General features: G+C 68.7%; 21 protein-coding genes and 2 pseudogenes. 16 read left to right on the top strand and 7 right to left on the bottom strand.

Annotation, left to right across the window (positions count from 1 at the left end):
• Genes QLQ12_RS40245 through QLQ12_RS47250 form a run of 4 tightly spaced genes read left to right on the top strand, consistent with a single transcriptional unit; the run spans window position 1 to window position 3,003 of the window.
• Window positions 1–1,386 (top strand): MATE family efflux transporter, encoded by a 1,386-nt coding sequence (locus QLQ12_RS40245; RefSeq protein WP_282766260.1) that lies wholly within the window; start codon window positions 1–3, stop codon window positions 1,384–1,386.
• Entirely contained in the window at window positions 1,383–1,976 is a 594-nt protein-coding gene (locus QLQ12_RS40240; RefSeq protein ID WP_282766259.1) for an O-methyltransferase, read from the top strand. The genes QLQ12_RS40245 and QLQ12_RS40240 overlap by 4 nt, the downstream gene beginning before the upstream one ends.
• A 17-nt stretch (window positions 1,977–1,993) precedes the next feature.
• Entirely contained in the window at window positions 1,994–2,497 is a 504-nt protein-coding gene (locus QLQ12_RS40235) for a flavin reductase family protein (RefSeq protein WP_282766258.1), read from the top strand.
• Between the two features lie 17 nt (window positions 2,498–2,514).
• A complete protein-coding gene (locus QLQ12_RS47250; protein WP_407651689.1) occupies window positions 2,515–3,003 on the top strand; it encodes a hypothetical protein in 489 nt (162 codons plus the stop codon).
• A 416-nt stretch (window positions 3,004–3,419) separates the two neighbouring features.
• Here the strand turns inward: QLQ12_RS47250 and QLQ12_RS40225 are convergent, their stop codons facing one another.
• Complete coding sequence (locus tag QLQ12_RS40225) at window positions 3,420–3,941, bottom strand: GAF domain-containing protein (RefSeq protein ID WP_282766257.1); 522 nt, start codon at window positions 3,939–3,941, stop codon at window positions 3,420–3,422.
• A 409-nt stretch (window positions 3,942–4,350) separates the two neighbouring features.
• On the opposite strand from QLQ12_RS40225, the gene QLQ12_RS40220 reads away from it, so the two are divergent.
• Entirely contained in the window at window positions 4,351–6,390 is a 2,040-nt protein-coding gene (locus tag QLQ12_RS40220; protein WP_282766256.1) for a GGDEF domain-containing protein, read from the top strand.
• A gap of 450 nt (window positions 6,391–6,840) precedes the next feature.
• Here QLQ12_RS40220 and QLQ12_RS40215 read toward each other — a convergent pair whose 3' ends face one another.
• Window positions 6,841–7,101 carry a hypothetical protein gene (locus QLQ12_RS40215; protein WP_282766255.1) on the bottom strand — a complete coding sequence of 87 codons (261 nt, stop codon included), beginning with the start codon at window positions 7,099–7,101 and terminating at the stop codon, window positions 6,841–6,843.
• A gap of 436 nt (window positions 7,102–7,537) precedes the next feature.
• On the opposite strand from QLQ12_RS40215, the gene QLQ12_RS40210 reads away from it, so the two are divergent.
• The 4 genes from QLQ12_RS40210 (at window position 7,538) to QLQ12_RS40195 (ending at window position 10,779) form a co-directional block, all read left to right on the top strand.
• On the top strand, window positions 7,538–8,479 hold the full coding sequence (locus QLQ12_RS40210) for an aldo/keto reductase (protein WP_282766254.1): 942 nt from the start codon (window positions 7,538–7,540) through the stop codon (window positions 8,477–8,479).
• Between the two features lie 167 nt (window positions 8,480–8,646).
• The gene (locus tag QLQ12_RS47245; RefSeq protein WP_407651690.1) at window positions 8,647–8,988 is read left to right on the top strand and encodes a diguanylate cyclase domain-containing protein; all 342 of its coding nucleotides are present in this window, start codon (window positions 8,647–8,649) and stop codon (window positions 8,986–8,988) included.
• 270 nt (window positions 8,989–9,258) lie between these two features.
• Window positions 9,259–9,885 carry a flagellar brake protein gene (locus tag QLQ12_RS40200; RefSeq protein WP_282766253.1) on the top strand — a complete coding sequence of 209 codons (627 nt, stop codon included), beginning with the start codon at window positions 9,259–9,261 and terminating at the stop codon, window positions 9,883–9,885.
• A 309-nt stretch (window positions 9,886–10,194) separates the two neighbouring features.
• Complete coding sequence (locus QLQ12_RS40195; RefSeq protein WP_282766252.1) at window positions 10,195–10,779, top strand: winged helix-turn-helix domain-containing protein; 585 nt, start codon at window positions 10,195–10,197, stop codon at window positions 10,777–10,779.
• Between the two features lie 460 nt (window positions 10,780–11,239).
• Here the strand turns inward: QLQ12_RS40195 and QLQ12_RS40190 are convergent, their stop codons facing one another.
• Window positions 11,240–12,202 carry an NADP-dependent oxidoreductase gene (locus tag QLQ12_RS40190; protein ID WP_282766251.1) on the bottom strand — a complete coding sequence of 321 codons (963 nt, stop codon included), beginning with the start codon at window positions 12,200–12,202 and terminating at the stop codon, window positions 11,240–11,242.
• Window positions 12,203–13,477: 1,275 nt separating this feature from the next.
• On the opposite strand from QLQ12_RS40190, the gene QLQ12_RS40185 reads away from it, so the two are divergent.
• Both QLQ12_RS40185 and QLQ12_RS40180 read left to right on the top strand, forming a co-directional pair.
• On the top strand, window positions 13,478–14,026 hold the full coding sequence (locus QLQ12_RS40185; RefSeq protein ID WP_282766249.1) for a hypothetical protein: 549 nt from the start codon (window positions 13,478–13,480) through the stop codon (window positions 14,024–14,026).
• Complete coding sequence (locus QLQ12_RS40180) at window positions 14,023–14,703, top strand: hypothetical protein (protein WP_282766248.1); 681 nt, start codon at window positions 14,023–14,025, stop codon at window positions 14,701–14,703. Before QLQ12_RS40185 ends, QLQ12_RS40180 begins: the two co-directional genes overlap by 4 nt.
• On the opposite strand, the gene QLQ12_RS40175 is transcribed toward QLQ12_RS40180, so the two are convergent.
• Window positions 14,625–15,131 (bottom strand): hypothetical protein, encoded by a 507-nt coding sequence (locus QLQ12_RS40175; protein ID WP_282766247.1) that lies wholly within the window; start codon window positions 15,129–15,131, stop codon window positions 14,625–14,627. The genes QLQ12_RS40180 and QLQ12_RS40175 overlap by 79 nt on opposite strands.
• A 534-nt stretch (window positions 15,132–15,665) precedes the next feature.
• On the opposite strand from QLQ12_RS40175, the gene QLQ12_RS40170 reads away from it, so the two are divergent.
• Window positions 15,666–18,248, top strand: a complete 2,583-nt coding sequence (locus QLQ12_RS40170) for an NACHT domain-containing protein (RefSeq protein WP_282766246.1) — start codon at window positions 15,666–15,668, stop codon at window positions 18,246–18,248.
• A 71-nt stretch (window positions 18,249–18,319) separates the two neighbouring features.
• On the opposite strand, the pseudogene QLQ12_RS40165 reads toward QLQ12_RS40170, so the two are convergent.
• Window positions 18,320–19,390 (bottom strand): annotated as a pseudogene (locus tag QLQ12_RS40165) (transposase); the annotation flags it as partial.
• 62 nt (window positions 19,391–19,452) lie between these two features.
• Here QLQ12_RS40165 and QLQ12_RS40160 point away from each other — a divergent pair.
• The 4 genes from QLQ12_RS40160 to QLQ12_RS40145 all read left to right on the top strand — a co-directional run bounded on the left by QLQ12_RS40160 (window position 19,453) and on the right by QLQ12_RS40145 (window position 22,188).
• Window positions 19,453–20,007, top strand: a complete 555-nt coding sequence (locus tag QLQ12_RS40160; RefSeq protein ID WP_282766245.1) for a hypothetical protein — start codon at window positions 19,453–19,455, stop codon at window positions 20,005–20,007.
• Between the two features lie 87 nt (window positions 20,008–20,094).
• Complete coding sequence (locus tag QLQ12_RS40155) at window positions 20,095–20,409, top strand: hypothetical protein (protein WP_282766244.1); 315 nt, start codon at window positions 20,095–20,097, stop codon at window positions 20,407–20,409.
• A gap of 123 nt (window positions 20,410–20,532) precedes the next feature.
• Window positions 20,533–21,300, top strand: coding sequence for a hypothetical protein (locus tag QLQ12_RS40150; protein WP_282766243.1), 768 nt, complete (start codon window positions 20,533–20,535; stop codon window positions 21,298–21,300).
• A 9-nt stretch (window positions 21,301–21,309) separates the two neighbouring features.
• Window positions 21,310–22,188 carry a hypothetical protein gene (locus tag QLQ12_RS40145; RefSeq protein WP_282766242.1) on the top strand — a complete coding sequence of 293 codons (879 nt, stop codon included), beginning with the start codon at window positions 21,310–21,312 and terminating at the stop codon, window positions 22,186–22,188.
• 624 nt (window positions 22,189–22,812) lie between these two features.
• Here the strand turns inward: QLQ12_RS40145 and QLQ12_RS40140 are convergent.
• Window positions 22,813–22,917, bottom strand: a pseudogene (locus QLQ12_RS40140) (IS5 family transposase); the annotation flags it as partial.
• Window positions 22,918–23,081: 164 nt separating this feature from the next.
• Window positions 23,082–23,435, bottom strand: coding sequence for an MASE4 domain-containing protein (locus tag QLQ12_RS40135; RefSeq protein WP_282766240.1), 354 nt, complete (start codon window positions 23,433–23,435; stop codon window positions 23,082–23,084).
• Window positions 23,436–24,195: the final 760 nt, after the last annotated feature.

Genomic DNA, 24,195 nt, shown 5'->3' with positions numbered 1-24,195 from the left:
GTGGAGACGACCGACAACCGCGGTCCTGCCCGGCAGCTCACCGCAGTAGGCCTGCCGCTGCTCATCGGAGCGGTGTCCGCCTCCCTGTCCGGGATCATCGACACCGCCATGATGGGTCGCTACGGCACCACCGACCTGGCCGCCGTCGCCGGCACCGCCGCGGTCTTCGACGTGTTCGGCAACGTCGCGATGGCCTCCATGATCGGTTATCAGATCCTGGCGCCACGGTTCGCCGGCCGGCAGGACCCGGCCGGGATCCGGCGTGCGCTGCGCGCCACGGCCTGGTGGTGCGGCGGCCTCACGCTGCTGCTCACCGCGCTGTGCCTGAGTGCCGGCGGCTGGCTCGCCGGGCTGATCGCCGGCGGCGACGCCCAGGTGCAGGCGATCGGTGCGGACTATCTGACGGCGCGGGCGCCCGCGATGGTGCTGCTGGTGCCGTTCGCCCTGTTGACGGTCAGCTTCAACGCGTACGGCGAGACGCGGTGGCCGGCCACGGCCGGCGTGCTGGTCAACGTGGTCAATCTCGTCCTGGACGCGGCGCTGATCTACGGCCCGGGCCCGTTGCCCCGGCTCGGCGCGACCGGCAACGGCCTGGCCACCACCCTGGCCTCGGCGGCCGGCCTGGCCTTCCTGATCGTCTGCGCGCGGCGGCAGGGCCTGTTCCGCCGGCTCGCCGAGCGCGGCCCGGACCGGCCACCCGCCGACTTCGAGACGTCCGTACCGAAACTTGCCTGGCCGGCCATGGTGTCGACCGGACTGGACTACGCCATCCTCGCCGTGTTCTTCGGCGTGCTGGCTGCGATCGGCACCACCGCGCTGGCCGGCGGTCGCATCGCGTTCGAACTCATGGTGTTCCTGTTCGGCGTCGGCATGGCGTTCGCCGCGGCCGCCCGCATCCTGGTCGGCCGGGCGATCGGCGCCAGCGACCGGCACACGGCCTGGCTGCTCTGGCGGGCCGGCCGGCGGATTCTGCTGGGGTCCGGCGTTCTGGTCGGCGTGCTCCTGCTGCTGGCGCCGCGGATGGCGGCCGGCCTGTTCACCTCGTTCCCGGCGGTGCGCGATCAGACCGCGGCCGTGTTGCCCCTGCTGGCGGCGGCCCTGCCGCTGATGGGGTTGACCCTGGCCAACCTCAGTCTGATCCGGGCCCTGGGGCATACCCGCTGGGATATGTACGCGAACCTCACCGCGGCCGCTGGCATCCAGCTGCCGATCGGCTGGTGGTGCTCGTCGTTCGCCGGGCTGCCCGGCGCCTTCGTCGGCGTGTTCGCCTACTGGCTGGCCCGCGCCGTCTTTACCGGCGTCATCTGCCGCCGGCTCACCCGCGGCTGGCGCACGACGGCCGCGCAACCCACAACCCCCGGCACCGAAGTGGAGACCACCCGATGAACGACTTCCCGATCGACATTCCGGCTGCCAGTGAGCGGGCCCGTAAGCGGGCCGAGGCCGGCGGGTTCAAGATGTCCTCGGATCCGCGGACCGGCGCGCTGCTGCGTACGCTGGCGGCCAGCAAGCCGGGCGGCAACATCCTTGAGGTGGGCGCCGGCATCGGCGTGGGAGCCGGCTGGCTCCTCGACGGCATGGACGCCGACGCGCGACTCACCTCGATCGAGGTGTACGGGCGCTATGCCGAGGTGTGCCGGCAGATGCTGGCCGGCGACGACCGGGTCGAGGTCGTCACCGCCGACGCCACCGAATGGCTCACCGGCTACGACGGTCCGCCGTTCGACCTCGCGTTCGTCGACACCACGGTGACCAAGTTCGAGCGGCGCGACACCCTCTACCGCAACCTGGCCGACGGCGCCATCGTGGTCGCGGACGACCTGCTTCCGCAGAACAAGTGGGCGGCTGCGCATCCGGACCGGGTCGAGCGGTTCCGCAAAGAGATCATGACCGAGCCGAACCTCGTGCCGACCCTGCTGGATTGGGCTTCCGGCCTGGTCATCGCCACCTACCGCACACCGCGCGCGGCAAGCTGAGCGGCGGAGCTCCCGCCATGACCGTCGTCAGTGGTCGCCCCGTCGACGCCGCCGACGTGCTGCGGCGTGCGATGCGCCGGCACCCGGCCGGAGTCACCGTGGTCACCGTGCCCGGCCCGGCCGGCTTCACCGCCACGTCGTTCGTGTCGGTGTCGCTGCGCCCGGCGCTGGTGGCATTCTTCCTCGACGAGTCCGCCTCGGTGGCCGGCGCGGTGCGCCGGGCCAGCCACTTCGGTGTTCACCTGCTCCATCAGGGGCACACCGAGGTGGCGCAGCGCTTCGCGCGCTCCGGGGCCGACCGTTTCGCCGGACGGGCCTGGCACGCCGGCCCCGCCGACGTGCCGCTGCTGGACGGCATCGACCACCTGGTGGCGCGCACGGTGTCGGTCTGGCCGGTCGGCGACCACCTGCAGGTGGTCGGTGAGGTCGTCGGTGCGTCCACCTATCGACCGGCCGCGCCGCTGGTCTACCACGACGGCGGCTACGCGACCGCGGCGCCGTCCGGGCAGCCAGCAGCCTAGAACGCATCCGACGGATCATGGTCGGCTCCGGTCCGGTTTCGCGCGGAGCCAGATCATGCCCCTTGTCGAGGTGGAACTGCCCCGACCTGGCCGCCGAAGCCGTCGACCGCCGGATCGTCGCGGCGATCTCGGCGTCTACCATCCGCCGGATCCTGGCCCGCGACACGATCAAGCCCTGGCAGCACCAGTCCTGGATCTTCATCCGCGACCCGCGGTTCGCCGTCAAAGCCGCCCGCGTGCTCGGCCTCTACGCCCGAACGTTCGACGGTGTCCCGCTCGGCGATGACGAGTACGTGATCTCCAGCGACGAGAAGACCAGCATCCAGGCCCGCTGCCGCCACCCCACCCGCCCGGCGTCGCCCGCACGATCCGGGTCAACCATGAGTACCAGCGCAAAGGGATCGCAGAGAGATAACAAGCTGCGCTGCTGCCCGCGCCAGGCCACCGTGATCGTGCAGGCAATCCTCGTCCTGGACCACGTCGAAACCAACCGCTACGCAGGATGAAAAAGGCTCAGTGGAGATCCTGATACCCGGGCTGAACTCATCCACGGCGTACTCCCGTCAGATGGCTCTCGGCAAACCATCAGCCCGGTCGCGGCCGGCTTGCAGGAATTATTGCCGACGAATCGGCGCGGCTCTTTCCCCGTTGGTCTCAACTGCGGCGGCGCTGGCGCTGGCGCTCGTATGCGGGAACGCGTCGGCGAAACAGTCCACGAAAACGGAATCCGACTACGCGGTGGCCTCAGGGGCGGCCGAGCTGATAGCCCAGCAGCAGACGGGTGCCGGTGGCGTCGGTCGTCGCCTTGCAACTGGTGCGGGCCCGCCGGATGATCCATAACCCGCGTTTGTCGAGCAATCCGGCGTCGGGAGGACGGACCGGCAACCTCTCGTCGGGAAGGCCGGGACCGTGGTCGGTGACTTCACACCACAGGTGCTCGCCGGACCGCCAGCACAGCAACTGACCGCGGCCGCATCAGCACGGCGGCGTGGCGGGCCAACGCGCGAAGTGCTTGGCGTTGCTGCGCCGCAAGGACTCGCGGCTGGGTGTCGATGACGCAGAGGCTGCCGACGTGGTGTCCGCCCTCGACCGCGATAGGGACGCCGGCGTAGAACCGCACGGCCGGGTCCCCGGTGACGGCGGGGTTGTCGGCGAAGCGGGGGTCGGCGGTGGCGTCCGGTACCTCAAGCACGTCGCGGCCGCTGATGGTGTGCGCGCAGAACGACGCGTCTCGGTTGGTCTGCTGCAAGCTGGGGCCGACCTTGGCCTTGAACCACTGCCGGTCGGCATCGATCAGGCTGACCAAGGCCATCGGCGTGCCGCAGATCTGTGAGGCCGGTTCCACGACCGCATCGAAATCCGGATCCGGTGGGCTGCCGAGGACCTGCAAGTCGTGCAGCGCCGCCAACCGTGCGGCCTCGCCGTCGGCCGCCGGTGCCGGCACCGTTTACTCCCCCGTGGCTCACCGCATCTTCTTGGTTGCCCAGTTCAGCAGAGACACCAGCACGAAGGAGAGGAAACCGGCGACATTCCCCGCGCCGATAGCAGCGGGTCGGCGTGGCGGTGGCAGCCACCCCGCCCACCGGCGGTGTCGGCGGCCACGAGATCCGGTACGGGGACGACGCCGGAGGCCGCGGCCACGCCAGCGTGGCCGCGGCGGCGCGGACACCCGGCCAAATTAGGCCGTAGCCGCGCTTCCCGGCCATCACCCGGGCGTTCTTGTGCTCCCGGCCGGCCGGGGACCTCGCGCTCGGTTCGTCGATCCCGCACCTGCTTTTTCTCAACTTCGTAGCGGGTTTTCCGACGAGACAGAGAGGGACCGTGCAGCGAGCAACGGCGGATGCGGAGGATCGATGCGATATCGGACGCCCTCGGTAGCCTTGGCCGCCCTCGCCCTGTCGGCGTTTTGGGTGCTCGTGCATCTGATCGGTGTAGGCGGGTGGGCTTTCCAGTTCTACGGGTATCGGTTCTCGGCACCTGTGCTGCTGCTGACGTCGGCCTGGCTGTCTTGGCGGACTGCCCGGCTGGCCACCCGTCCCGGCGCGCGGCGGTTCTCGCTGCTGGCTGCGGCGTCCTGGACCACGACGGCGTGTGGCTCGACGATCGCTCTGGCGGAGTCGCTGGTTACCGGCTCTGCGACATATCCGTCCGGTAACCCGGTGGTCCAGCTGATCGACGTGGTGGCGCTGAGTTTCGCGCTTGTCGCCCTGCTCAGCGTGCCGGTCCGATCACGCTGGTCGGCGAGCAACGTCCGGCTCGGCCTCGACATGGCCATCGTGATGGTCACCGCGGTGCTTTTCTGCTGGTACTTCTTCGTCCAGCCCGCCCTGGGCGACGACGCCCGCGGGTTCCTCACGGCGATGATCCTGATCCGGACCTGCGGCATCCTCGTCGCAATCTTCGCCGTGGTCCGGCTGCTGCTCGGCGGGGTGGCCGAGATCAGCCGCCTCGCCCTGATCACCTGGATGATCGCCGGCGTCTTCCTCGTGGCGGTCAGTGTCCTGCAGCGCACGCTGCCCGGCCCGCACCTGCATTTCGCGCTGGCGCTATGGGCGCTCTACCTGCATCTGCTCACCAAGGTCGCAGTGGCACAGCACCGGAAGGTCACCGGCCACGGCGAGGCGACCGCGAACACTTCGGCGCCGGTGCAGCGGCCGAACAGCCTGAGCCCGTACATCGCGGTGGCGCTCGGCTACGCGCTGCTTGTCGTCGCCCTGACGCGCGGCCTCGACAACCGCTCCTGGCCGCTGGTCGCCGGGGCCATTCTGCTCACCGCCCTAGTCGTGGCCCGGCAGATCGTCGGCCTGCGCGACAACGGCCGCCTCGTCGTGAAGATTGACGCCAGCATGCAGGCGCTGCGCGAGGCGATGAACCGCGAGCAGGTGCTCAACGACCTCGGCACCGGCCTGCTCACCACCACCGACTCCGCGCAGGTGCACCGGCTGGCCGCCGGGGCCGCAGCCACCCTCGTCGCGGGCTGCCCCGGCGCACGGGCGGCGATCGTCCGGGTCACCTCCGACGATCCGGACACATGGACGGTCCTGCACGCGGCCGGAGCCGGCGCCGAGGTGGTGGCGGGCGTCCGGCTGGCCTCCGATTGCGTGCCAGACGAACTGCTGGCCCGCCTCGCCGACGGCCAGGTGATCTCCGGACCAGGACTGACCGCGCTCGGTGTGGCCGGTCTGGACACCGTCGGCGGGCGGCCCGTGACGCTATTCCCGCTGCTCAACGGCGCCCGGTTCTTCGGCATCATGACGGTGAGCGCGGACGGTGAACTGCCCGAGGATGTGCTCAAGTCACTGCAGACCCTGCGGACCCAGGTGTCGCTGGCGCTGGGCAGTGTGGCCCTCACCGAGGAACTCACTCGCCGGGCCACGCACGACATGCTCACCGGACTCGGCAATCGGGCACTGCTGCGGGATCGGCTCACCGCGGCGCTAGCCCGGGCACGGCGCAACGGCAGACCGACCGGGGTGCTGCTGCTCGACCTCAACGGCTTCAAACCCATCAACGACACGTACGGCCACGACGCCGGTGACCTAGTGCTGCAAGAGGTGGCGCAGCGGCTGCGCGACTGTATGCGGACCGAGGACACGGTGGCCCGACTCGGCGGTGACGAGTTCGTCATCCTCGCCGAGGACCTGCTCGACGTGTCCGGTGCGCTGACCGTCGCCGACCGGGTGGTGCAGGCCCTGAACGAGCCGATGACAGTGAACGGGCACGAGCTGCGCACCCCGGCCAGCATCGGGATCGCACTGTCCTACGGGCACAGCGGGCCGGACGACGTGCTGCGCCACGCCGACACCGCGATGTACGTCGCCAAGCGCCGCGGCGGCGGCTGCTACCACGTGCACGAAACCGTGGACGAGGAGACTGCCATCAGTTCCGCATAGGGATGCGATCGTGAACGAGCAAACGCCGTCGAGGATCAGCCGCGCCCGTCGGCCGTGTCCGCACAGCCGGTGCCGCTGGCCGAGAAGGCGACCACGGTACGCAACCTGGTCGCCGTCCGCCCGGCAACGCACCATCCCCAACCCCTGGCCCGCACCCGACAACGCCTTGATGACGGCAACCGTGGAGAGCTCGTTGCGCGGAGACGCGAACGGCAGGTTCGGCGAGCGGCCCGGAGAAGCGGACCAGCGGAAACGCAGCAACCGCGCTCCAAGCCGTCTCAACTAACCGATCCCGGACCCAGCAGCACACGCCCTGGACGTGATGCGCTGGCTCACCGAACGGCGCGACAACATCATGAGTAGGTTCGCGTACGAACCCCGGCTTCCTCACGGAGCCGGGGCTGTTCGCTGTGAAGACACGGTTCGGGCACGGGCGCTGCTACGCCGATCTCATCTCGGTGTGGTGTTCAGACTGCACAGATCGCAGGAGTCGCCACGGCGCAGCGCATCGAGGTCCGCCTGCGTCGCCAGCCGGGTGTCGCTATGGCGTTCGGTGTCCACCGATGCCCCGGTCATCGGCCCATGATCGAAGTCATGCCACATGAACCGGCAGTCGTACTCGGTGGGGCCGTACGAGATCGGATGGCCGCACCGGGTGGCGTACAGCACCCATCCGCCCACGTAGCCAGCAAGATTCGCCGGATCAGTCATACAGATCTTGGCAGAACAGTCCGCCGTACAGCTCCTCACCATGCTCGTCGGTTTTCGGGCGGTGTTATTCACATGCCCTCGGCGATGGTGGCGGTGACCTGTAGCCAGGCGCTGCGGCTGGCGGGGGTCAGGGCGTCGTAGCTGATGGGTCCGCCGCCGACGAGGGAGGGGTCCGTGGGGTACGTCGTGCACAGCCCGGGTGAGCTGCTGGAGTCGTCTGGCAGCTGTAGCAGCGGGAGCGGGCGCTCGCTTCAGCAATCTCCGCGATGCTGGGTACGACTACCGGCTTTCGGCAAAGTGGCCGTATCGGCGCCGTCAGTACGCATAGGTGGCCGTGGCCCTCGTGTGACGACAACCCATGCCGCAGTGCTTGACCTGGAGCGCACTCCAGGTGGAAGCGTGGTCGCCGTTGATCCACGGAAAGGACACCACGGCGATGACGGAACGCGGAATGATCCTCGGTGCCATGTACTTCGGTACGCGACTGGACGAAACCTCGTCCATGAGACTGCTGGACCGTTTCGTCGACCAGGGCGGCACCTGGATCGACACGGCCAACAACTATGCGTTCTGGGCCGACCCCAGCGGTGCCGCCGGGCAGAGCGAGGCACTCATCGGGCGGTGGCTGGCCGCCCGGCCCGGAATGCGCGACCGGGTGCGCATCAGCACGAAGGTCCGGTACCGGCCGACCGTGCCGGGCCGCTGGCCGGAATCCGCCGAAGGCCTGTCCGCGCCGGTGATCCGCCAGGCGGTCCAGGACAGCCTGAAACGGCTCGGCACCGACCGGATCGACCTGTACTGGGCGCACGGCGAGGACCGGACGGTGACGCTGGAGGAGACGGTGGTCGCCTTCGGCGACCTGGTGCGCGACGGCACGGTGGCCCGGCTCGGCGCTTCCAACCATGCGACGTGGTACGTCGAACGAGCGCGGCAACTGGCCCGGCAGCAGGGGGTCGAAGGATTCACGGCACTGCAACTGCGGTGGTCGTACGTGCAGCCGCGCCCCGGTGCCGTACTTCCCGACCAGGGACACCGGCTATTGACACCGGAGGCACTCGACTACGCCCGGTCCGAACCCGGCCTGGCCGTCTGGGCGTACACGCCGCTGATTAACGGTGCCTACACCCGCGCCGACCGGCCCCTGCCCGAGGCGTACCGGCATCCGGGAACCGAACGCCGCCTGGTCGCGCTGGCCGAGGTGGCCCAGCAGCTCGGCGTCACCCGCAACCAGGTCGTCCTGGCCTGGATGGCGACCGGTAACCCGGCCGTCACCCCGATCGTCGGCGTCAGCACGGCCGCCCAGCTCGACGAAGCGCTCCGGGCCGACCGGATCACCCTCAGCGACAATCAACGCCGCCACCTGGACGAGGCCCACTGAGCGCCACCACCGGGCCCCGGCACCTCGTCAGTGGTTCTCGTCCCGGGGTGGCTCGCAGCGTTCGGGCGCCTGCGGTGATCCGGATATCTGGATCGTCGCGGAGGGCCTGAGCGACTCGATTTTCCCGGCCTGGGGAGGCAACCCTCAGAAGCCTCCCGCCGTGTCCGATCAGACACTGCGGGGGTGACCGTGCGACACCTGCGTCTGCGCATCGCCGCGGTCATTGCCGCGGGTGTGTTCGTGCAGTTGATCGTCCCGTTGATGCCGGCACGCGCTGCCGTCGACGAGGTGCTCGCCGCGTCGGCCGCTGTTGCCTCGCCGGCCGCGTTGGTGCCGTTGGGCGCGGCGGGTTCAAGAGAGTCAACGACACCCTCGGACATGCGGCGGGAGACGACCTGCTCGTCGGGGTCGCCGACCGGTTGCGGGCAGCCGTCCGCTCCGGCGACACCGCCCAGGTCCTTATGGGGAAGGCACGGCTACTCGCGCTCGCGAACGCCGTAGACAGTTGAGCCGCCGCCCCGCCCGGGAACCGGCTTCAGAAGTGACCCCACATCCGCTCCCAGAGCCGGGGAAACCGTCGACACCAGGAGCGCGGCCGGTTCCGGCTGACCAGTACGGCACTCGCGGGGAAGGCACGGGAGGCCCAGGCTCATATCGCACCGCCGTCAGCCGATTGAGGGCGGCGGGTCGACATGCCCGGGATTCGCGACGCGGACGGGACAGACGTGGCGTTCCCTCGTGACGGATTCATACCGCAAAGACCTGACTGGAGGCGTGCTATGGCTGATCTTCCGCCGATCGGAACACCGGTGTACCTGGTCCCGGGTGAGGATGTCAGCTATCGCTCCCGTGTGGAGTTCGTGGACGGGGACAGGTTCGCCGTGGCGGCGCCGCTGGAGACCTCCGACCGGGATGCCCTGCAGCCGGGACAGCGATGCGAGGTCTTCTGGGCTCGGGCGCGAGCCCGCATCCTCGTTCTCTGCGAGCTGGTGGAGGTCATCGACAGCGCGCCGTCGCGGTGGGTTCTCGCCGCCACCGGGCAGACGCGTGAGGGCAACCGCCGCCAGTACGTGCGTGGTGGCGGGGGCACCGCGGTCGGGCTGCATCCCGGGTCGACCAGCGGGCCGGTGCAAGGGCGGCTCATCGACATCAGCGAGGGTGGTCTGCGGTGCTGGACGGCCAAGGCTGCGGACATCGCGGCCGGCGATCGGATGCGGGCGTCGGTATCGCTCGGCGCCGGCGAGGTAGAGGTAACGGGCGTAGTGCATGCCGTCCGTGAAGCCGTCGACGAGGCGGGATACCACCTCATCCTGCGGTTCATCAGCAGCGAACCGGTGGCGCAAAGGATCCGGCAGCACATCTTCGCCTGGGAAATCGCGGAACGGCGCCACGCCCAGGGGGCGTAGCTAACGAGCGACCAGGATCAGAAAGTTGATCAATGGTTGAGGGGTGGTCCTGGTCTGGTCTCGCACGGAACCAGATCGGTCTGTGGCTGCTCTGCCGGAGAACCTTCCTTGATCTGGAGGCAACAGTCTCCGGTAGGGCGGCTTTGGCGAGCGTGGCGCCCTCCACTGGGTCGCATAAAGTCACCATCATGTAACCATCTGTCTATGTAAGTAGATTGAAATGAGTGTGCAATGGGTTCGATGGTCGCCGACAGGGCGATACGGGGGCCACGGGGGTCATGACGTGAACTGATTCTTCAGGGAGAACCGATGCGGGCGCAGTTAACCGATCACCCCCTGCCCGGGCCGGCGACGCCGGCCGAACCCACCGAGGTCGCACACCACCTCGACGAACCCGACTGGCCGGCCCCGGCACACGTCACCGTGACCCTGTCACTGCCGGACCCCGACAACGCCCCGCCCTGGGTGCTGTCACTGTCAGCCTGGCTGAATCAGCTCGCCGGGGAACAACCGGCTGGCGAGCGCGGCGAGCCCGCCCGCACCGAGCAGCCGCAGGCGACGCTCACGCCGCTACCCGACCTGATGCTCAACCCCGTCGCCCGCACCGCGCGCCTGGCCGGCCACCCGGTACGGCTGACCCGGCTGGAGTTCGACCTGCTGCTGTTCCTCATCACCCACAGCGGGCAGGTCTTCACCCGCGCCCAGCTGATGCAACAGATATGGGGAACCCCCGCGGGCAGAGGCGAACGAACCGTCGACGTCCACATCCGGCGGCTGCGGGTGCACCTCGCGGGGAACGGGCCGGCGATCACCACCGTCCACGGGATCGGCTACCGCCTCGACCACAGCGACCGCGCCACCGTCACCCCGAGACGGCCAGCGACCCGGGCGTAGACCAACCCGCCTCCCCCTGCGGCTAACGGTCTCCCGCTGTACGGAAGTGGAACAGGTGTTTCACCCCTGGGCTCAGAGGGCTGAGCAACGACCGTCGGGGATGGTGTCGCTGACCTCCGTCCACGTGGGGCCTCGCGCAGATCGGCGTACGCGACGATGCAACCTTCGGACAAGACATACATGATCACGCCCGGCACAGGCAGGGACCATCCGCAGTGATCTGGCCCGGGCTGCACGCCATCATCGATGACCAGCCGTCGATCTCCGGCGGGCTCCGTGTAGCACTGTGCGGTCCGGACCACGTACCGGCGGCGTGACCGTTCGAGCGATATCGGCGGGCTATGAGCCGCGCGTGAAGCCCCGCGAACGAAACTTGACGACGCCATGTGGACTGTCGGCAGGGTGCGTTCTTTTCTGAGTGAGCTTCCGGTTGGTTGATCATGCGGCGAGGCCGGTCGAGTCAGCTCGTGCCGTGAACCCGGATGACGTACTTCCCGCGGACATGGTTGTCACGCATGGCGTCGATCGCCTTCGGAGCGTCGGTGAGGTTGAAGATCTCCAGGGCGGGTGCGCGCAGGGTGCCCTCGGCGGCGAGTGCGGCGAGCCGGTCGAGGGTGCCGTGCGGAGCCAGGTCAGCCATCACGTTGACGGTGTCGATGCCCCGGGTGGCCAGGTCTGCGCTGTCGGCGACCATGACCGTGGAGGCCACGCGGCCACCGCCGCGCACGTGCCGGGTCAGTGCGGCGAAGACGGTCGGGTCCTGGGTGACCGCGTCGATGAGGGAATCGATCCCGTCGGGGTAACGGTCGCTGAGCGCGAGCGTCAGGTCGGTGCGGTAGTCGAGGATCTCGGCCGCGCCCAGGTTTCGCAGGTACGGCTCGTCCTCGGGCAGGCCGGTGGCGATGACATGGGCGCCCTGGCTCGCGGCCAGTTGCACGGCGTAGCCGCCGATACCGCCGGTCGCGCCGACCACGAGGACCCGGTCCCCGGCGCGGACGGCGACCGCGTCCACCGCCCCGACGGCGGCCAGGCCCGCCAGCGGCAGCGTCGCCGCCTCTGCCGGCGGCAGGGTGCCCGGCCGGTGGGCGAGGTGGCGGGCGGTACTCAGCACGACGTACTCGGCGATCGCGCCCTCATGCAGGTGGCTGACCTCGAACAGACCGATCACCGCGTCGCCGGGGGTGAATCCGGTGACCTCGGCACCGGTCTCGACGACGACGCCCGCGAAGTCATGGCCGAGTGTGATGGGGAAGATGTGTTCGAGGTGCTCTGTCATCTGGCCGTCCAGGACGAGCAGATCCCAGCGTGACAGGGTGGCGGCTTGTACCTTGACGAGAACTTCGTCGGGGCGGGTGACGCTCGGGGTCGGCATGTCGGTGACCGTTGCCGGCGTGCCGAAGTCGGTCATGACCAATGCGCGCACCGTGGCTCCCCCGTGAGAACGATCCGTCATCAACCAGCCTTGACGACCGATCCGCGGCTGTCTGCCAAATTGATCTTTTGCGACCCTGCACCGCCAGGCCGACGACGGCGGGTTCACGGTCCTTCGAGACTCCGGCAGCTGCGCGGGCGGGCGAGCCAGTCCTGCCGGATGGCGCCGGCACGGCGAGCCGGTGCTCGTCGTCGCCGGCCAGCGGCTCGATGTCGCGCAACGGTCTGGAACAGGTAAGTCGCATGAAGTGCCTACGCTGACGGAGCGCCGGGTTGACGGCCCCATGTCGTGAGGTTCTCCCCAAGCGATGGCCGCCACCCAGCACCCACACGATTCGGACGGCGAGCTCTCAACACGCGTTATCAGCGGCAAATGAGTACAGGCCCGCCGGGCCGGGCAACGGTCGCGAGTTTGATCCGGACGGTTAGCGTTCACTGCGTGGTCAGCCAAGGACGTGCTCTCGCCGTTGCCGCCGTCTGGATCGTCCTCCCGTTGACGATGGGCGCGGCGATGCTCAGCCTCGCCTCTCCCCAGCGGGACGGATGGAACGCAATAGTGCCTGCGCTGGGACTTGCGGCGACCATCTACCTGACGCCATTGGCCTTACTGGCAGCCGGCATATGGATTGCTCGACGCGCCAGTAAGGCGCGATCCGCTGTCGGCCTCGGAGCACAGGCAGGTTTGATGGGACTGGCCACGACCGCCTTAGCCGTAACAATTCTCATGGCCTCTCACTGGAACTGACAAGCACAGTGCAGCCGATCGCAAGCCAGTGACCTGCTCGAGCGCGGGGGCTGACGCCCGATGACAGACGCGCTGCCCCTCCCCCACATCGTCGGACACACACTACTTTCGGCATGTGATGGCACCAGCAGATGTGAAAATCAACGGCGGCGGATGCGGAATGCCGCCAGCCGCAACTGGTGATGTCGCCTCGTGATCCGTCCTGCCGGGCGTCGCTACCACAATGATTTTGAGCGCATCTATATGTGACGCAGGCGCTCCTGGATTAGCGGTGGCTCGGCGAGTGCCGTACTGCAACGCACCCGTCAACCACCCTGCACAGACATCAGCCCAGAACTCTGCCGGCCGAGCGAAGCCGCACCATCAGATGAGAGTGGTCATCGGTGACGGTGATCCCAGCGGCATCCGACGGACACCTTCGGGGACCGGCGTGACGATCTAGCGGAACAGACCCACAGGACCGGACGGTCGCCGGATACTCGTCGACGGGGCTGGCCGTCGGTTGCCGGGTGGAGGACGCGGGTGCAGGAAGAGGAACTGTTTCGTATTGGTGATGCGCTGCGCCGGATGTGCGGGGAACAGAACCTGACGTGGGTTATCGAAGCGGTGGACGCGGCGGCCAGGGAGGGCTTCACCGAATCGGTTAACCCGGACAGCAGCGCCTATCCTCGTGGCGACGACGACAGCTGGCCATACCCATTCTCGTGGCAGCCGGCGCCGCGCGGTAGGCCACAGGTCGAGATTCGTGAACGCGCCTATACCACCCAGGAAGAGGTCCTGCTCCTGCTCGACGCCATGCTTGCGATCTACCGCGACCTCCCGGATCTGTGTGCTGAGACCATCGCTGTTCTCCGCAGAGGCTGGGAGGGGCGAGTTCCCATCCCTGACTCGGTGGTGTTCATCGACCCGACGCCGGCGACCACCGAGTTCGACTCCCCGTTCACCTTCAGGCGAGCGGAGCTCGACCGGTCAACCGAGTTCGCCCTGGAGGTGGAGACCGAGGAGGAACAGCGTAGGCGGCAAAGAGTTGTCGACTCCTTGCTCGCTCTACGCGGCGAGGTGCTGCGATGACGCCACGAGTAGACGAGTTACTCGCTGAGATCAGAGCGGCGCTGCCGCCGGTCACGACGCCGTTCACCCGTGCCGACCGGGCCGACCGCGTCTACGAGGGATACCTGTTCGCGCAGGTGATCGCCGCGGCAGCGGAATGCGGCGCTGAGGTGGTGTTCAAGGACCGGGATGGCGACGAGGTCAGGGACCTTGTCTTTCGCGGTGCTCCAGGTTCGTTGTACACATGGAGCCGGTTCACCTACGCGGTGCTGTACCTCGGTCAAGCGCGTCCGGTCGAGGTACATCTGCGGGTCAAGGTTCAAGGCAGAGTCCTTGCCTGCGAGTCCGATGTGCTGCTGATCGACATGCAGGCGGCCTCTGACAGCCGGGACAAGAAGAAGTTGCCGAAACCCTCGGGATGCGTCCTGACGGTGGAAGGCAAGCACTACCTCGGGCCGCTTCCCCGCGATGAGGTCATGCAGTACCGCGGTGTACGCAGCGAGTTCCCGTCCACCATGACCAGTCTGTTCGTCGCGAACTCCTTCTCCGTGCCGGCGAATCAGTGCTTGAGCGGGTTGAAGCAGCCGTACGAACTCGGCGTCATGCCCCGCACCCGGTTTCAGCAACACCTCCGCTCCCAGATCCGCGAGGCGCTGCGACGCCATGTCATCAAGTTCGACTTCAGCCACCGCATGTGATGACTGATGGATTCGAGAGGTTGCCTCGTAGTCGGGGTGGTCGAGGTCGCGGCCGATGTAGGGCGACGGAGACCGATCAGGCAGGCCGGCAGAGGCGATTTCCGGTCGAGCGCGGTCCGGCCGGCGATGACCGCGCCGGGGGCCAGGACGGACTTGTGGTCGCGCAGCACTTCCTGATCGCTGATCTGGGCGTAGATGAACGCCATGGAAACCGAGGAGTGGCCCAGAACCTTCATGATCGTGTGCAGCTTGGCACCGCGTTCGGCGAGTTGGGTTCCGACGGGTGTGCCGGAAACGGTGGGCGGAGATGGTGCCCCGCACTCCTGGCCCGCCCTTCTTTGCCGCCCAGGCCGGACGGCGATCTCCAGCTTCACCACGGTCGCGGGCGCGTCGGTCAGGCGCCGGGCGGCCAGCCACTTGTCCGCCACCGCCTGGATCCGCGGCGATAGCACCAGCGGCTGTTTCCGAGGGCTACGGTGCCGGTCGAGGCCTCACACTTGAGCAGAACCTCGCGGGACGGCTCAGAGGCCGGCTCGATGTGGGACGGGCGTCGTCCCTCGGCAGGTGGCCGGGCGTACCGCGCCCGAGGGAAATAGCATCGGACGACGTCACGGACGGCGACTTCGCCGGGCGATCCGACGGTGACGCGGCCGCCGCCACCGTCTTTCGCTCGGCAGGGGGTTACTGCTGCTTACGCCCCTTGATGAAGCTCGCCACCAGGTTGATGACGGAGGCCGTCAGGTTCAGCAAGCCACCGAGGACGTGGTGCGGACCGAGCCAGTCGGGCATGACACTCTCCTTTCGTTCGTTGTCCGATCAGCCTGCCGTCCGCCGGACGGCGCCGACAGGTTCGCGGCCGTCCGCGCTGTCCTTTCCTCGACGGGGACAGCCGCACTACCTCTGAACCGCACGGATCGGTTCGCGGACAGCCGATGACGGACTCGCGGCGGGACAGTGGGAGGGTGACGATGACCACCGAGTACTCCAGGTTTCTCAGCGCACTGGCCGCAATGGACAGCCGCTGCTCGCCCGGAAGGACGGGCTGCCACAGCCTTCGGTCTGTCGCCGAGCGGACCCAGAGCAACAAGAACAAGATCGCAGCCCTTCTCCGGGGTACGGCAGACCCGGACACCGAGAAGTTCGCCAGGGACCTGCTCGTCGCCTTCCACGCCGAGGGCGACGAGATCGACGAGGGCCTCGCCTGCCTCGCCCGCGACCGCGCGGCCGGGACCAGCGAATTCGCCGCCTATCTCGCCGTCGCCCGCCGTCCGTCCGAGGTCACCGTCCCGTACGTCCCGCAGTCCGTGGTGAGCTGGAATGACGGCAACTCGGCACCCCGCTCGACGGCCCGCCCGGCGACGGACGTCTTCATGTCCGAGCCTCTCGTGGCCGTGCTCGGCGAGCCCGGGGGCGGTAAGTCGGAGCTTCTTCGCCTGCACGAGCGCGACGTGGCCGCACGGTGGGCGGACGGGGACCGGGCCGAGCCGCTACCGGTGGTGATCCCGGCGACGGCACTCAGCGGCACTCCTGAGGACGTGGCGGGTGCGGCGGCGCGCGCGTTGTCGTACGCGCTGGAGTTGCCCTCGTCCTTCTTCCGCGATCCACCGGCGCCGGGCAGACGATGGCTCGTGCTGCTCGACGGCCTGGACGAGATCACCAACGTGCAGTCCCGCCGGCGCGTGCTGCACGCCGTGGTGCGCTGGATCGCCGAGCGGCCGGATACCCATCGGCTCGTCGTCGCCACCCGGCACCTGTCGCGTGACGAGTCGCAGATCTTCGCGGGTGAGCGGGCGCACTTCTTCGAGCTGCTGCGCTTCGAGACCGCGGACGTCCGGCGGCTGGCGGCCGACTGGCTCGGCGACGACCGGGCGGACGGGCTGATGACCGCGGTCGGCGACGCCGGGCTCGGCGACCTGGCCCGGATCCCGCTGATCGGCTCGATCCTGTGCCGGCAGTATTTGGACGATCCGGAGGCCCCGCCGGCACGTACGCGCGGGGCGATCTACGACCAGTTCATGATCCGGCTGATGGCCACCACGCCGTACACCGCCACGAGTCCGCGCGATCATGTCGGCGACCGCTCGGAGACCGGCCAGTCGCCGGCCTGGCACGGCCCCGAGGTGGAGCAGCGGATCCAGCGGCTGGGAACCCTGGGCCCGGTCGCGCTGCGCCGGCTGCTGCAGTGGGTGGCGCTGCGGCGCCGCAGCGACACCGATCGGCGGGAGGCCGGCCGGGTTCGTTCGTTCCTGGACGTGGCCCTGGAGCACGATTCGGTCGAGCCGCCCGCCGGAGTGCCGGTCGACTGGTGGCGCCGTGCGGTCGTCGCCTGCCTGCGGCGCAGCGGTGTGCTGCGGGTGGAGGCCGGCACCCTGGAGTTCGCTCACCCCACGTACGAGGAGTTCCTCGCCGCCTGCGAGATCTGCGCGGACCCGGGGCGGGGCCTCGTGGAGCTGCGCCGCATCCTCGGCGACCACCGCCTGCGGCACTGGCCGTGGCGCCCGGTCCCCGGCTACGCCCGCCAGTTCGCCTGGGGCCGCCGCATGTGGACCAGCATGGCCCCGGAGAACACCTCCTACTTCGGATTCCTGATCGACCGGCTCGCCGACGCGGCCGGCACCGACCTGACCGAACTGACCCGCGGACAGGGCGTCGACGGCTGCATGTACCTGGCGACGCAGAAACAGCTCGGCACGTACCTCCCGGCCGAGGTCGAGCAGCGGGCGGTGGCGAAACTTCGACAGCACATCGTGGTCACCCCACGCGACCGGAGCCGGTCGCAGATCGACTTCGACGCGGTCAACCAGATAGACCCGAACTCGGTGCCGATGGCGGAGACCATCGCGGCCTTGGCGATCGACGACTCCCGGGTCGGGGCCGCCGAGGCGCTGCTGGCCTTCACCGACACCAGGGAGGAGGGTCTGACCGCACTGCGCGAGCTCGCCGACGCACCCCGGCTGACCAGCATCGGAGGCCGGACCGTGGCCGCGGTTGCCCTGGTCAACGCCGGAGACGAGTCCGGTCTTACGCTCCTCGAGCGAATGATGCGGGATTGTTTCCGGGACGACGATCGCCTCAACATCGCCTGGCGGCTTGCCGAACTCGACGCGGAACGCGTCATCCCGCACCTGCAGGAGTGGGTCGGGAAACGCCTACGCGGCAACACCTGGCCGCCGCTCTGGTACCAGGCCGGCCGCATGCTGATCGAGCTCGATGAGGTACGCGGAGTCGCCGCGTTGGCAGGGATCGCCGGCGACGAGGACGCCAAGATCGACGACCGGCTCAACGCGGCCGGCGTGCTCGCCGCGCGCCGCCACGCTGTCGGCGCCGAGTCGCTCGCCATGCTGGCCCGCAACCCACGCGCCAAGGCCCGTCACCGGATCTCGGCCGCGGAGTCGCTGGTGAAATGCGGCCAACCGGAGACCGCGGCCACGATCTTCGCCGGCCTGGCCGGGGACGCGGCCCTCAAGTCCCGCTTCCGCCGCACCGCGAGCCGCCGCCATCGAGAGCTCAGCAACGCCGAACCGGGAGTCCCGACGCCACGGTGAGCCGCCCTCCGGTGGCGGGCTTTCGGGCCGGTGGCCAGGAAGGCCTCGACGTCGTGCCCGTCGACGACGGCCCGGTCGCTCTTGCCGCCCGGCGAGGTTTCGCGTTTGACGGTTTTGCCCACGTCGTAGCGGGTCGCGCGGCTGTGGTTCTTCGATCCCCGCGGCCGTCCGGGGCCGGGGCGCGCGGGTTTCGGTGCTGCGGCTGGTAGAGCCGATGTCGGGCGCAGGTTCCGAAACCCTTGCCTGACCCGGGCTGGGGTGAGCCGCTCGGGCGGTGCCGGTAGTTCCCATGGGCGGCGTAGATCGCTGGCCAGGGGTCGGGCCAGTCGTAGTGGGATGTGGGCGGCGATCATGATCCATGTCCAGCGGTCGACTGCCCGCGGGTCGCGTAGCTTCGGCCTGGTCCAGCCGAGCGTCTGCTTGAACAGGCGGAACGTGTGCTCCAGATCGAAGCGTCGTAGGTATGCCTGCCAGATTCGGTCCACATCCTGAGGATCCGCGCCGGTGCCCGACCACCACAGCCACATGGGTGGCGCGTCGCGGTTACCGGGCAGGTATTCGACCTTCAGCCGGATGAGGGTGCCCTCGACGATCGGTAGCGTGCCCTCGTGATCGAGCCAGGCGGCGCGGTGGGTCAGTCGCGGGTGCAGCCGGTCCCAGGCTCGGGTTTCGGCTTTTCCGTAGCTGGTCGTCTCGTTGATCGTGGTGACAGTCGAGTCGGGCCAGGTGGCGGGGTTCTTCAGGTCGAACTCGCCGCCGTGCTTGGGTGGCCGGCCGCCGTACGGGTGGTGTTCCTGGGGCGGGGCTGGTAGTCGCAGGACCCGGTCGGCGCGGATGCGCCCGGCCACCTCGACCGGCAGATCACTTAGCACCCAGGCCAGCCGGGTCACGTCATAGCCGGCATCGCAGACGATCAGGATGTTCGGGTCGCCGGGTTTCTGCTGGCCGCAGGCGATCAGCCGGTCGATCACGTCACGTAACTGGCTCGCGGTGACCGCTGTGGAGTCGTCGGCGGGGCCGAGACGTACCAAGTCCAGCATCGCTGTCCAGGAGGTGCGTCCGGGTTCCAGAGCCGCAACGAAGGAGTATGGCCAGCCGGGGATGAACTGCGCGGCGCTCTTGGCGCGCCCGTGCACACGGCAGAGCGCCGCGACCTCTCGAACCTGGACGAGATCGTCTGGACCGCTCTGCGAGGATTGGGACGATGACATCCGACGACGCCGTACGCGCGATGGTCGATCGCCTGAGCGCGATCAACTGGGAACGCCACGGGCACCGCTGCTGGTCGAAGGCGGCGCTGCTGAAGGAGTACTTCCGCCGAGCCGCACTGTGGGCGGACGCCTACCAGTGCGACACTCCCGTCCCGTTCTTCGACATCGCCGCCTGCGTCGACCCGGGTGTCCGCGCCGACCAGGCTGCGATCGACGGGTTGCTCGCCAAGGTGGACGGCGGCTGGGATGTCGACCATGTAACGCCGTACATCCTGCACTGGGCGGCCCTGCGTCGCACGGGCTTCGTCTTGCCCGCCGATTTGGACGACCCGTTCGAGCCGCTGGTCCTGCTTTTCGAACGCGACGGCGGTTTCCACACCGAGAACGGCGAGGTGGACCTCGAGTACCTGTCGGTCTCCATGCGCCGCTGGCGCGCCCGGGCCGGCAACCCGCCGATGGCCAGCTTTGCCACCGGCACCCTCGACGAGATCGATCGGGCCGGCTCACTCGCCCAGTTCGGTTACGTCATGGGCCCGGACGGCAACTGACGGAACCAGAATAGAATGACGCCATCGAGAAGGGGACCTATGAGCTTCCCTGTGCTGCCGGAACGGCCTTTACCAACGGTAGGCGAGATGAGCAATGTCGAATTGGCTCGGCTCGCTCGTGACAGTAACCGGTTCCGCGGCAGAGCCGTCTATGAATTGGCGGACAGGGCGGCCGCTGGCGAGGATGCTGCGACCATCCTCGGCCAGTTGACGACCCTCTCCGCGCTTCGCGAAGACCGCTTCCACCTGGTGTCGATGGCCTGGGCCGCGATCGTCGCACTGCTTCAGACACAGACGGCCCACGCTCGGCGGGTGGCTTACGGTTCGTTCGCCGCCTTGCCGGAGCAGGAGCAGGAGAACTTCCTCGAATACCTCGGCTGTGACCGGATCGAAGATGCATGAGCGGCGGAGTTTCTTCGAGATGTCCAGGATGCGGTCGAATGCAGGGTGCCCGATACCCCGCTTCCGAGAGTGCTGACGGAAGGGTGGACGCATCTGATCATCGGCGGGAGGGGAAGGTCTGAGATGGCCGACGCACGGGTTGAGTTGGGTGAGCAGGGGTGGCGGTTCTTCAGTGGGCTGCATCGGTTGCTGCTGAGGCTGGCCGGCCGGGTGCCGGACGAGTGGCTGGACGAGATGCGGCGGATGCTCGCCGGCGGTGACCTGCCGCAGGTTCCGGACGCGGTGATGGGCTCGATGGTGGAGTTCGGCGAGCCGTTGACCGCCGGGGACGTGGCGCTGATCCGCGAGATCGTGCTTGCCTTCTTCGGCCGGGACCCGGTCGCCGTCGACCGGGTGCGGATCGTGGACGAGGTCCCGGTCACCGGCCACCGGTTCTTCCCGGCGCCGGCCGAGGTGCTGGCGACGGACGCCGCGCGGATCCCGCCACGGCTGGATCTGACCGGTCGTCCCGGCGACAACCTGTGGGAGTTGCCGCCCGCTCTGGCCGCCCTCGGTGACCTGGCGACGCGGTTGACCGACATCCGGGACCGGTCGCAGGTGGGCGCGTCGCGTCTCGTCGAGGACGTGCTGTCGACCTCTCGGGCCTGGCGGTTCGCGCCGGGCGACTCGTACGCGGACGGGGTGCGGGTGATCCTGGTCGAGGTTGTGCCGTACGCCGCCGCCTGGGACGTCGCGGGGCAGGTCCGGCGCGACCTGGAACGGCCGGGCGCGGCCGCCCCACAGATCGAGGTCTTCTGGGCAGGAGAGAGCCTGCCGCCCTATCACCAGGCAGCGCTCGCCGGGTCGGCGCTGCTCTGGCAGGCCCCCACGGGCCGGGTATCGGACAGGTAGGGTCCCGGGGTGACTGTGGAGACATCCCCCGGTGTCGACACGACGCATTTCGCTCGCCTGCGTCCCGGTGAGACAGTGGCCGATGCGTCCTGGGTGTTGCGCCGGGTCGTCTCCGCCGCCGGCTCGGTGGACGAGCTGCTCGGGCGGGACGGGGTGTGGCGGCCGTCGGACATGCTGGCCCGCACCGAGCGGGGTGAACTGCCGGGAACATTGAAGCGGATGTCCCACCGGCTCCCGGCGGCGACGGCGAAAACCTTGCGGTCGCACTACGGGGCGATCCGGCGTGCGCTGGACCGGCAGCAGGCGGGCGATTTCCTGTTGCGGCTGGCGCGGCCGGGCACCGGGACGGCGTTCGGTGCGTTGGATGCGGAGGCGCAGGCCGAGGTGGTCGCGTTTCTGGCTCAGGCGCCGCTGGTGGTGCCGGGGTTCCGCACCGACGGGATGTGGGTGTGGCCGGAGTCGATCGCCCAGGAGGTATTGGCCACCGGGGCGCACCCGGAGGATCGGTTCTACTGCCACATCGAGTCGCGGCACTTCTTCCTGCCGGAGATGCCGGCGCCGAGCGTGATCGAGCGTGCCCGGCGGCTGTTGGAGTTGGCGGCCACAGCTGACGGCGCGGCTCGGGTGCAGGAGACGAACGTGCCGGGGCAGCCGCCGCCACCGACGCAGGAGGAGCGACTGCGTGCGGTCGGGTCCTGGCATGCGGACTGGGAGCGCAAGCATGCCTCGACGACGCCGTTCCGCCCGGAGCGGCATGCGCCGGATTCCGGCTACAACCTGCACCACGTCGACGTCGATGCGTCCTCCGAGGCGGACTGGGAGTACATCAGACGGTCCCGCGAAATCATGGGCCTCGACCCGGAGACCGGCCTGAACATGGAGATCTGATCGGATCATCGAGGTGACTTCGCTGCGGCTGTTGACGTTCAACACCCTTTTCAAAGGCGAAGTCCGGGTACGGCTACGGGCAGCTTGACGAAGGATGCGAAGAGACGGTACGGCGGCCAACGCAATGCCCTCCAGCTGGCGCAACGATGCGAAACAGCAGGAAACAGATCTTCACGGAGACCGCCTCGAGACCGACCGGGCCCAGCATCAAGTCTCACCGTCCACCTGTGCCTGCCCCAGGTCGTGGGCTCTGCCGGCCCGACGTTGAACGAGGTCAGCCTTGGAAGCGCAGAGCCGAGAAGTCGACGGTGAACCGAATGCCAGCGACCGTGCCGCAAACCTGGTGGAGCGCGTCAATGAACGCCGACTGGAGGTGGTCCCGACCGTCGGCGCCCGCAGGTTCTCGGCGTGACTCACCGAACCTCTGGTGCAGGTGTTCCCAGCCGTAATCGGCGGTACGTCCAGCATGGTCGTATAGCCAGATGACCAGTTGGGTTCGCAGATTGCTGCCAAGGCTGGCGATGATCGCGGCCGCTGGAACCGTCGTCTGATGTACGCGGGCGAACTCGGTGAACGCCTTGCTTAGAGGACGTCTGATTGGTGTAGTTAGTGAGTTATGTGACTTTAGCTGTATCGCCAGGTTGGGGTGGTTTCGGCGGTGAGCCGTTTGGCGAGGTTGTCGATCATCGCCAGGGTGATCATGCTGGCGGAGTTCTCGGGCCGGGCTTCCACCAAGAGGTCGGGCACCGACACCCCGAGGTCCAGGCTCTTACTGTGCGCTAGAGGTGCGAGGGCGCCGGCCACCTCCGTCGCGACCGCCCGCAGCGGGACTGCCCGGCGGTGCAGGCGCAGCTTGCCGGCCTCTGCTTTGGCGAGCTCAAGGACCGCGTTGATCAGCTCCAGCAGGTGCTGGCCGATGGAGCCAGTTCGCCGGTCAGCCGGATGCGCTGGTCGAGCAGGTCGGCGCGATGTGCCAGCGCGGCTTGCAGCTCCAGGTTGGCGGCGCTCAGGTGGTCGGCCCGGCGGCTCAGCTCACGGTGCGCCCGGTCGAGGTCCTGGTGGGCTGCCGCGAGCCTGCGGTAGAGCTTCGCCGTTTCGGCGAGCAGTACCAGCAGCACGACCCCGGAGGAGACCAGCAGCGTGACCCGGGCCGCGTAGTAGCCCACCGAGTAGCGGTTCGGAGCAGCCAGGAACAGGATCGCGGTGGCCATCGACGCACTGATCGCCACCACCACCCGCTGCTCCACCGCCGGTCGGTGGCGTAGACAATCGCCCATCGCGTTAGTAGTGCTCTGATCCGCGGGGACCTTCTGCGAGGTGGGCAACAGGGTCTGGGTCAAACACGGCGCATACCGTCGCGGGCGGCCGCCTCGACCCTACTCCTTGTTCAGCTGTCCACCCCTGCGTCGGTGGGCGATCACCTCACGGGGCAGCAGCGTCCCCGCTGCCCATGCCGGACAGCGCGACCCGCTGTCACGTACCGGGCTCGGCCACCTTGGTGACCACCGCGGCATCCGCACTGACCAGGTCAATCGATGCTCATATGCGTCAAGTCCGCCGGAGATTCGATTCGATACATCAGTACGCCTTCATCGATGCTCACGCTTGCTACGGTGGTTGCATGCCGCGTCACCTGAACGTTGCGTACCTGCTGACCCTGCTAGCGGTCACGGTCTTGGGGTTCGCTTGGGAAGGCCCCACGGCGGTAAAGGCCCTGGTAGGTGCGGCCGCCATGATCCCCGTTTGTGTGGCCATCCTCGTGGCCGAGCGACGACGGCGCGCGGGCCGGGCGGCCAGCACAGGGCGTGGGTAGAAATGGGGCTTTCAGGCCGGGACTGCCCTGACTGCGGTCGCAGTGTCCGCGAGCCGTTCGAGGAGACGATCACAGGACGCGAGGTTTGCCCGGACTGCGCGAACGCCCTGTTCATGGGCTCTGCCGCCGGGGCGATCACCGGTGATGTCGGGTCCGAGTACGGGGTGTGAGCGATGCTCATGCGCAAGGTCCGA

It is taken from the genome of Actinoplanes sandaracinus, from assembly GCF_030009775.1.
Lineage (GTDB): Bacteria > Actinomycetota > Actinomycetes > Mycobacteriales > Micromonosporaceae > Actinoplanes > Actinoplanes sandaracinus.
The sequence above is the reverse complement of the archived record's forward strand: the minus strand, read 5'-3'. Positions and strand labels throughout refer to the sequence as shown.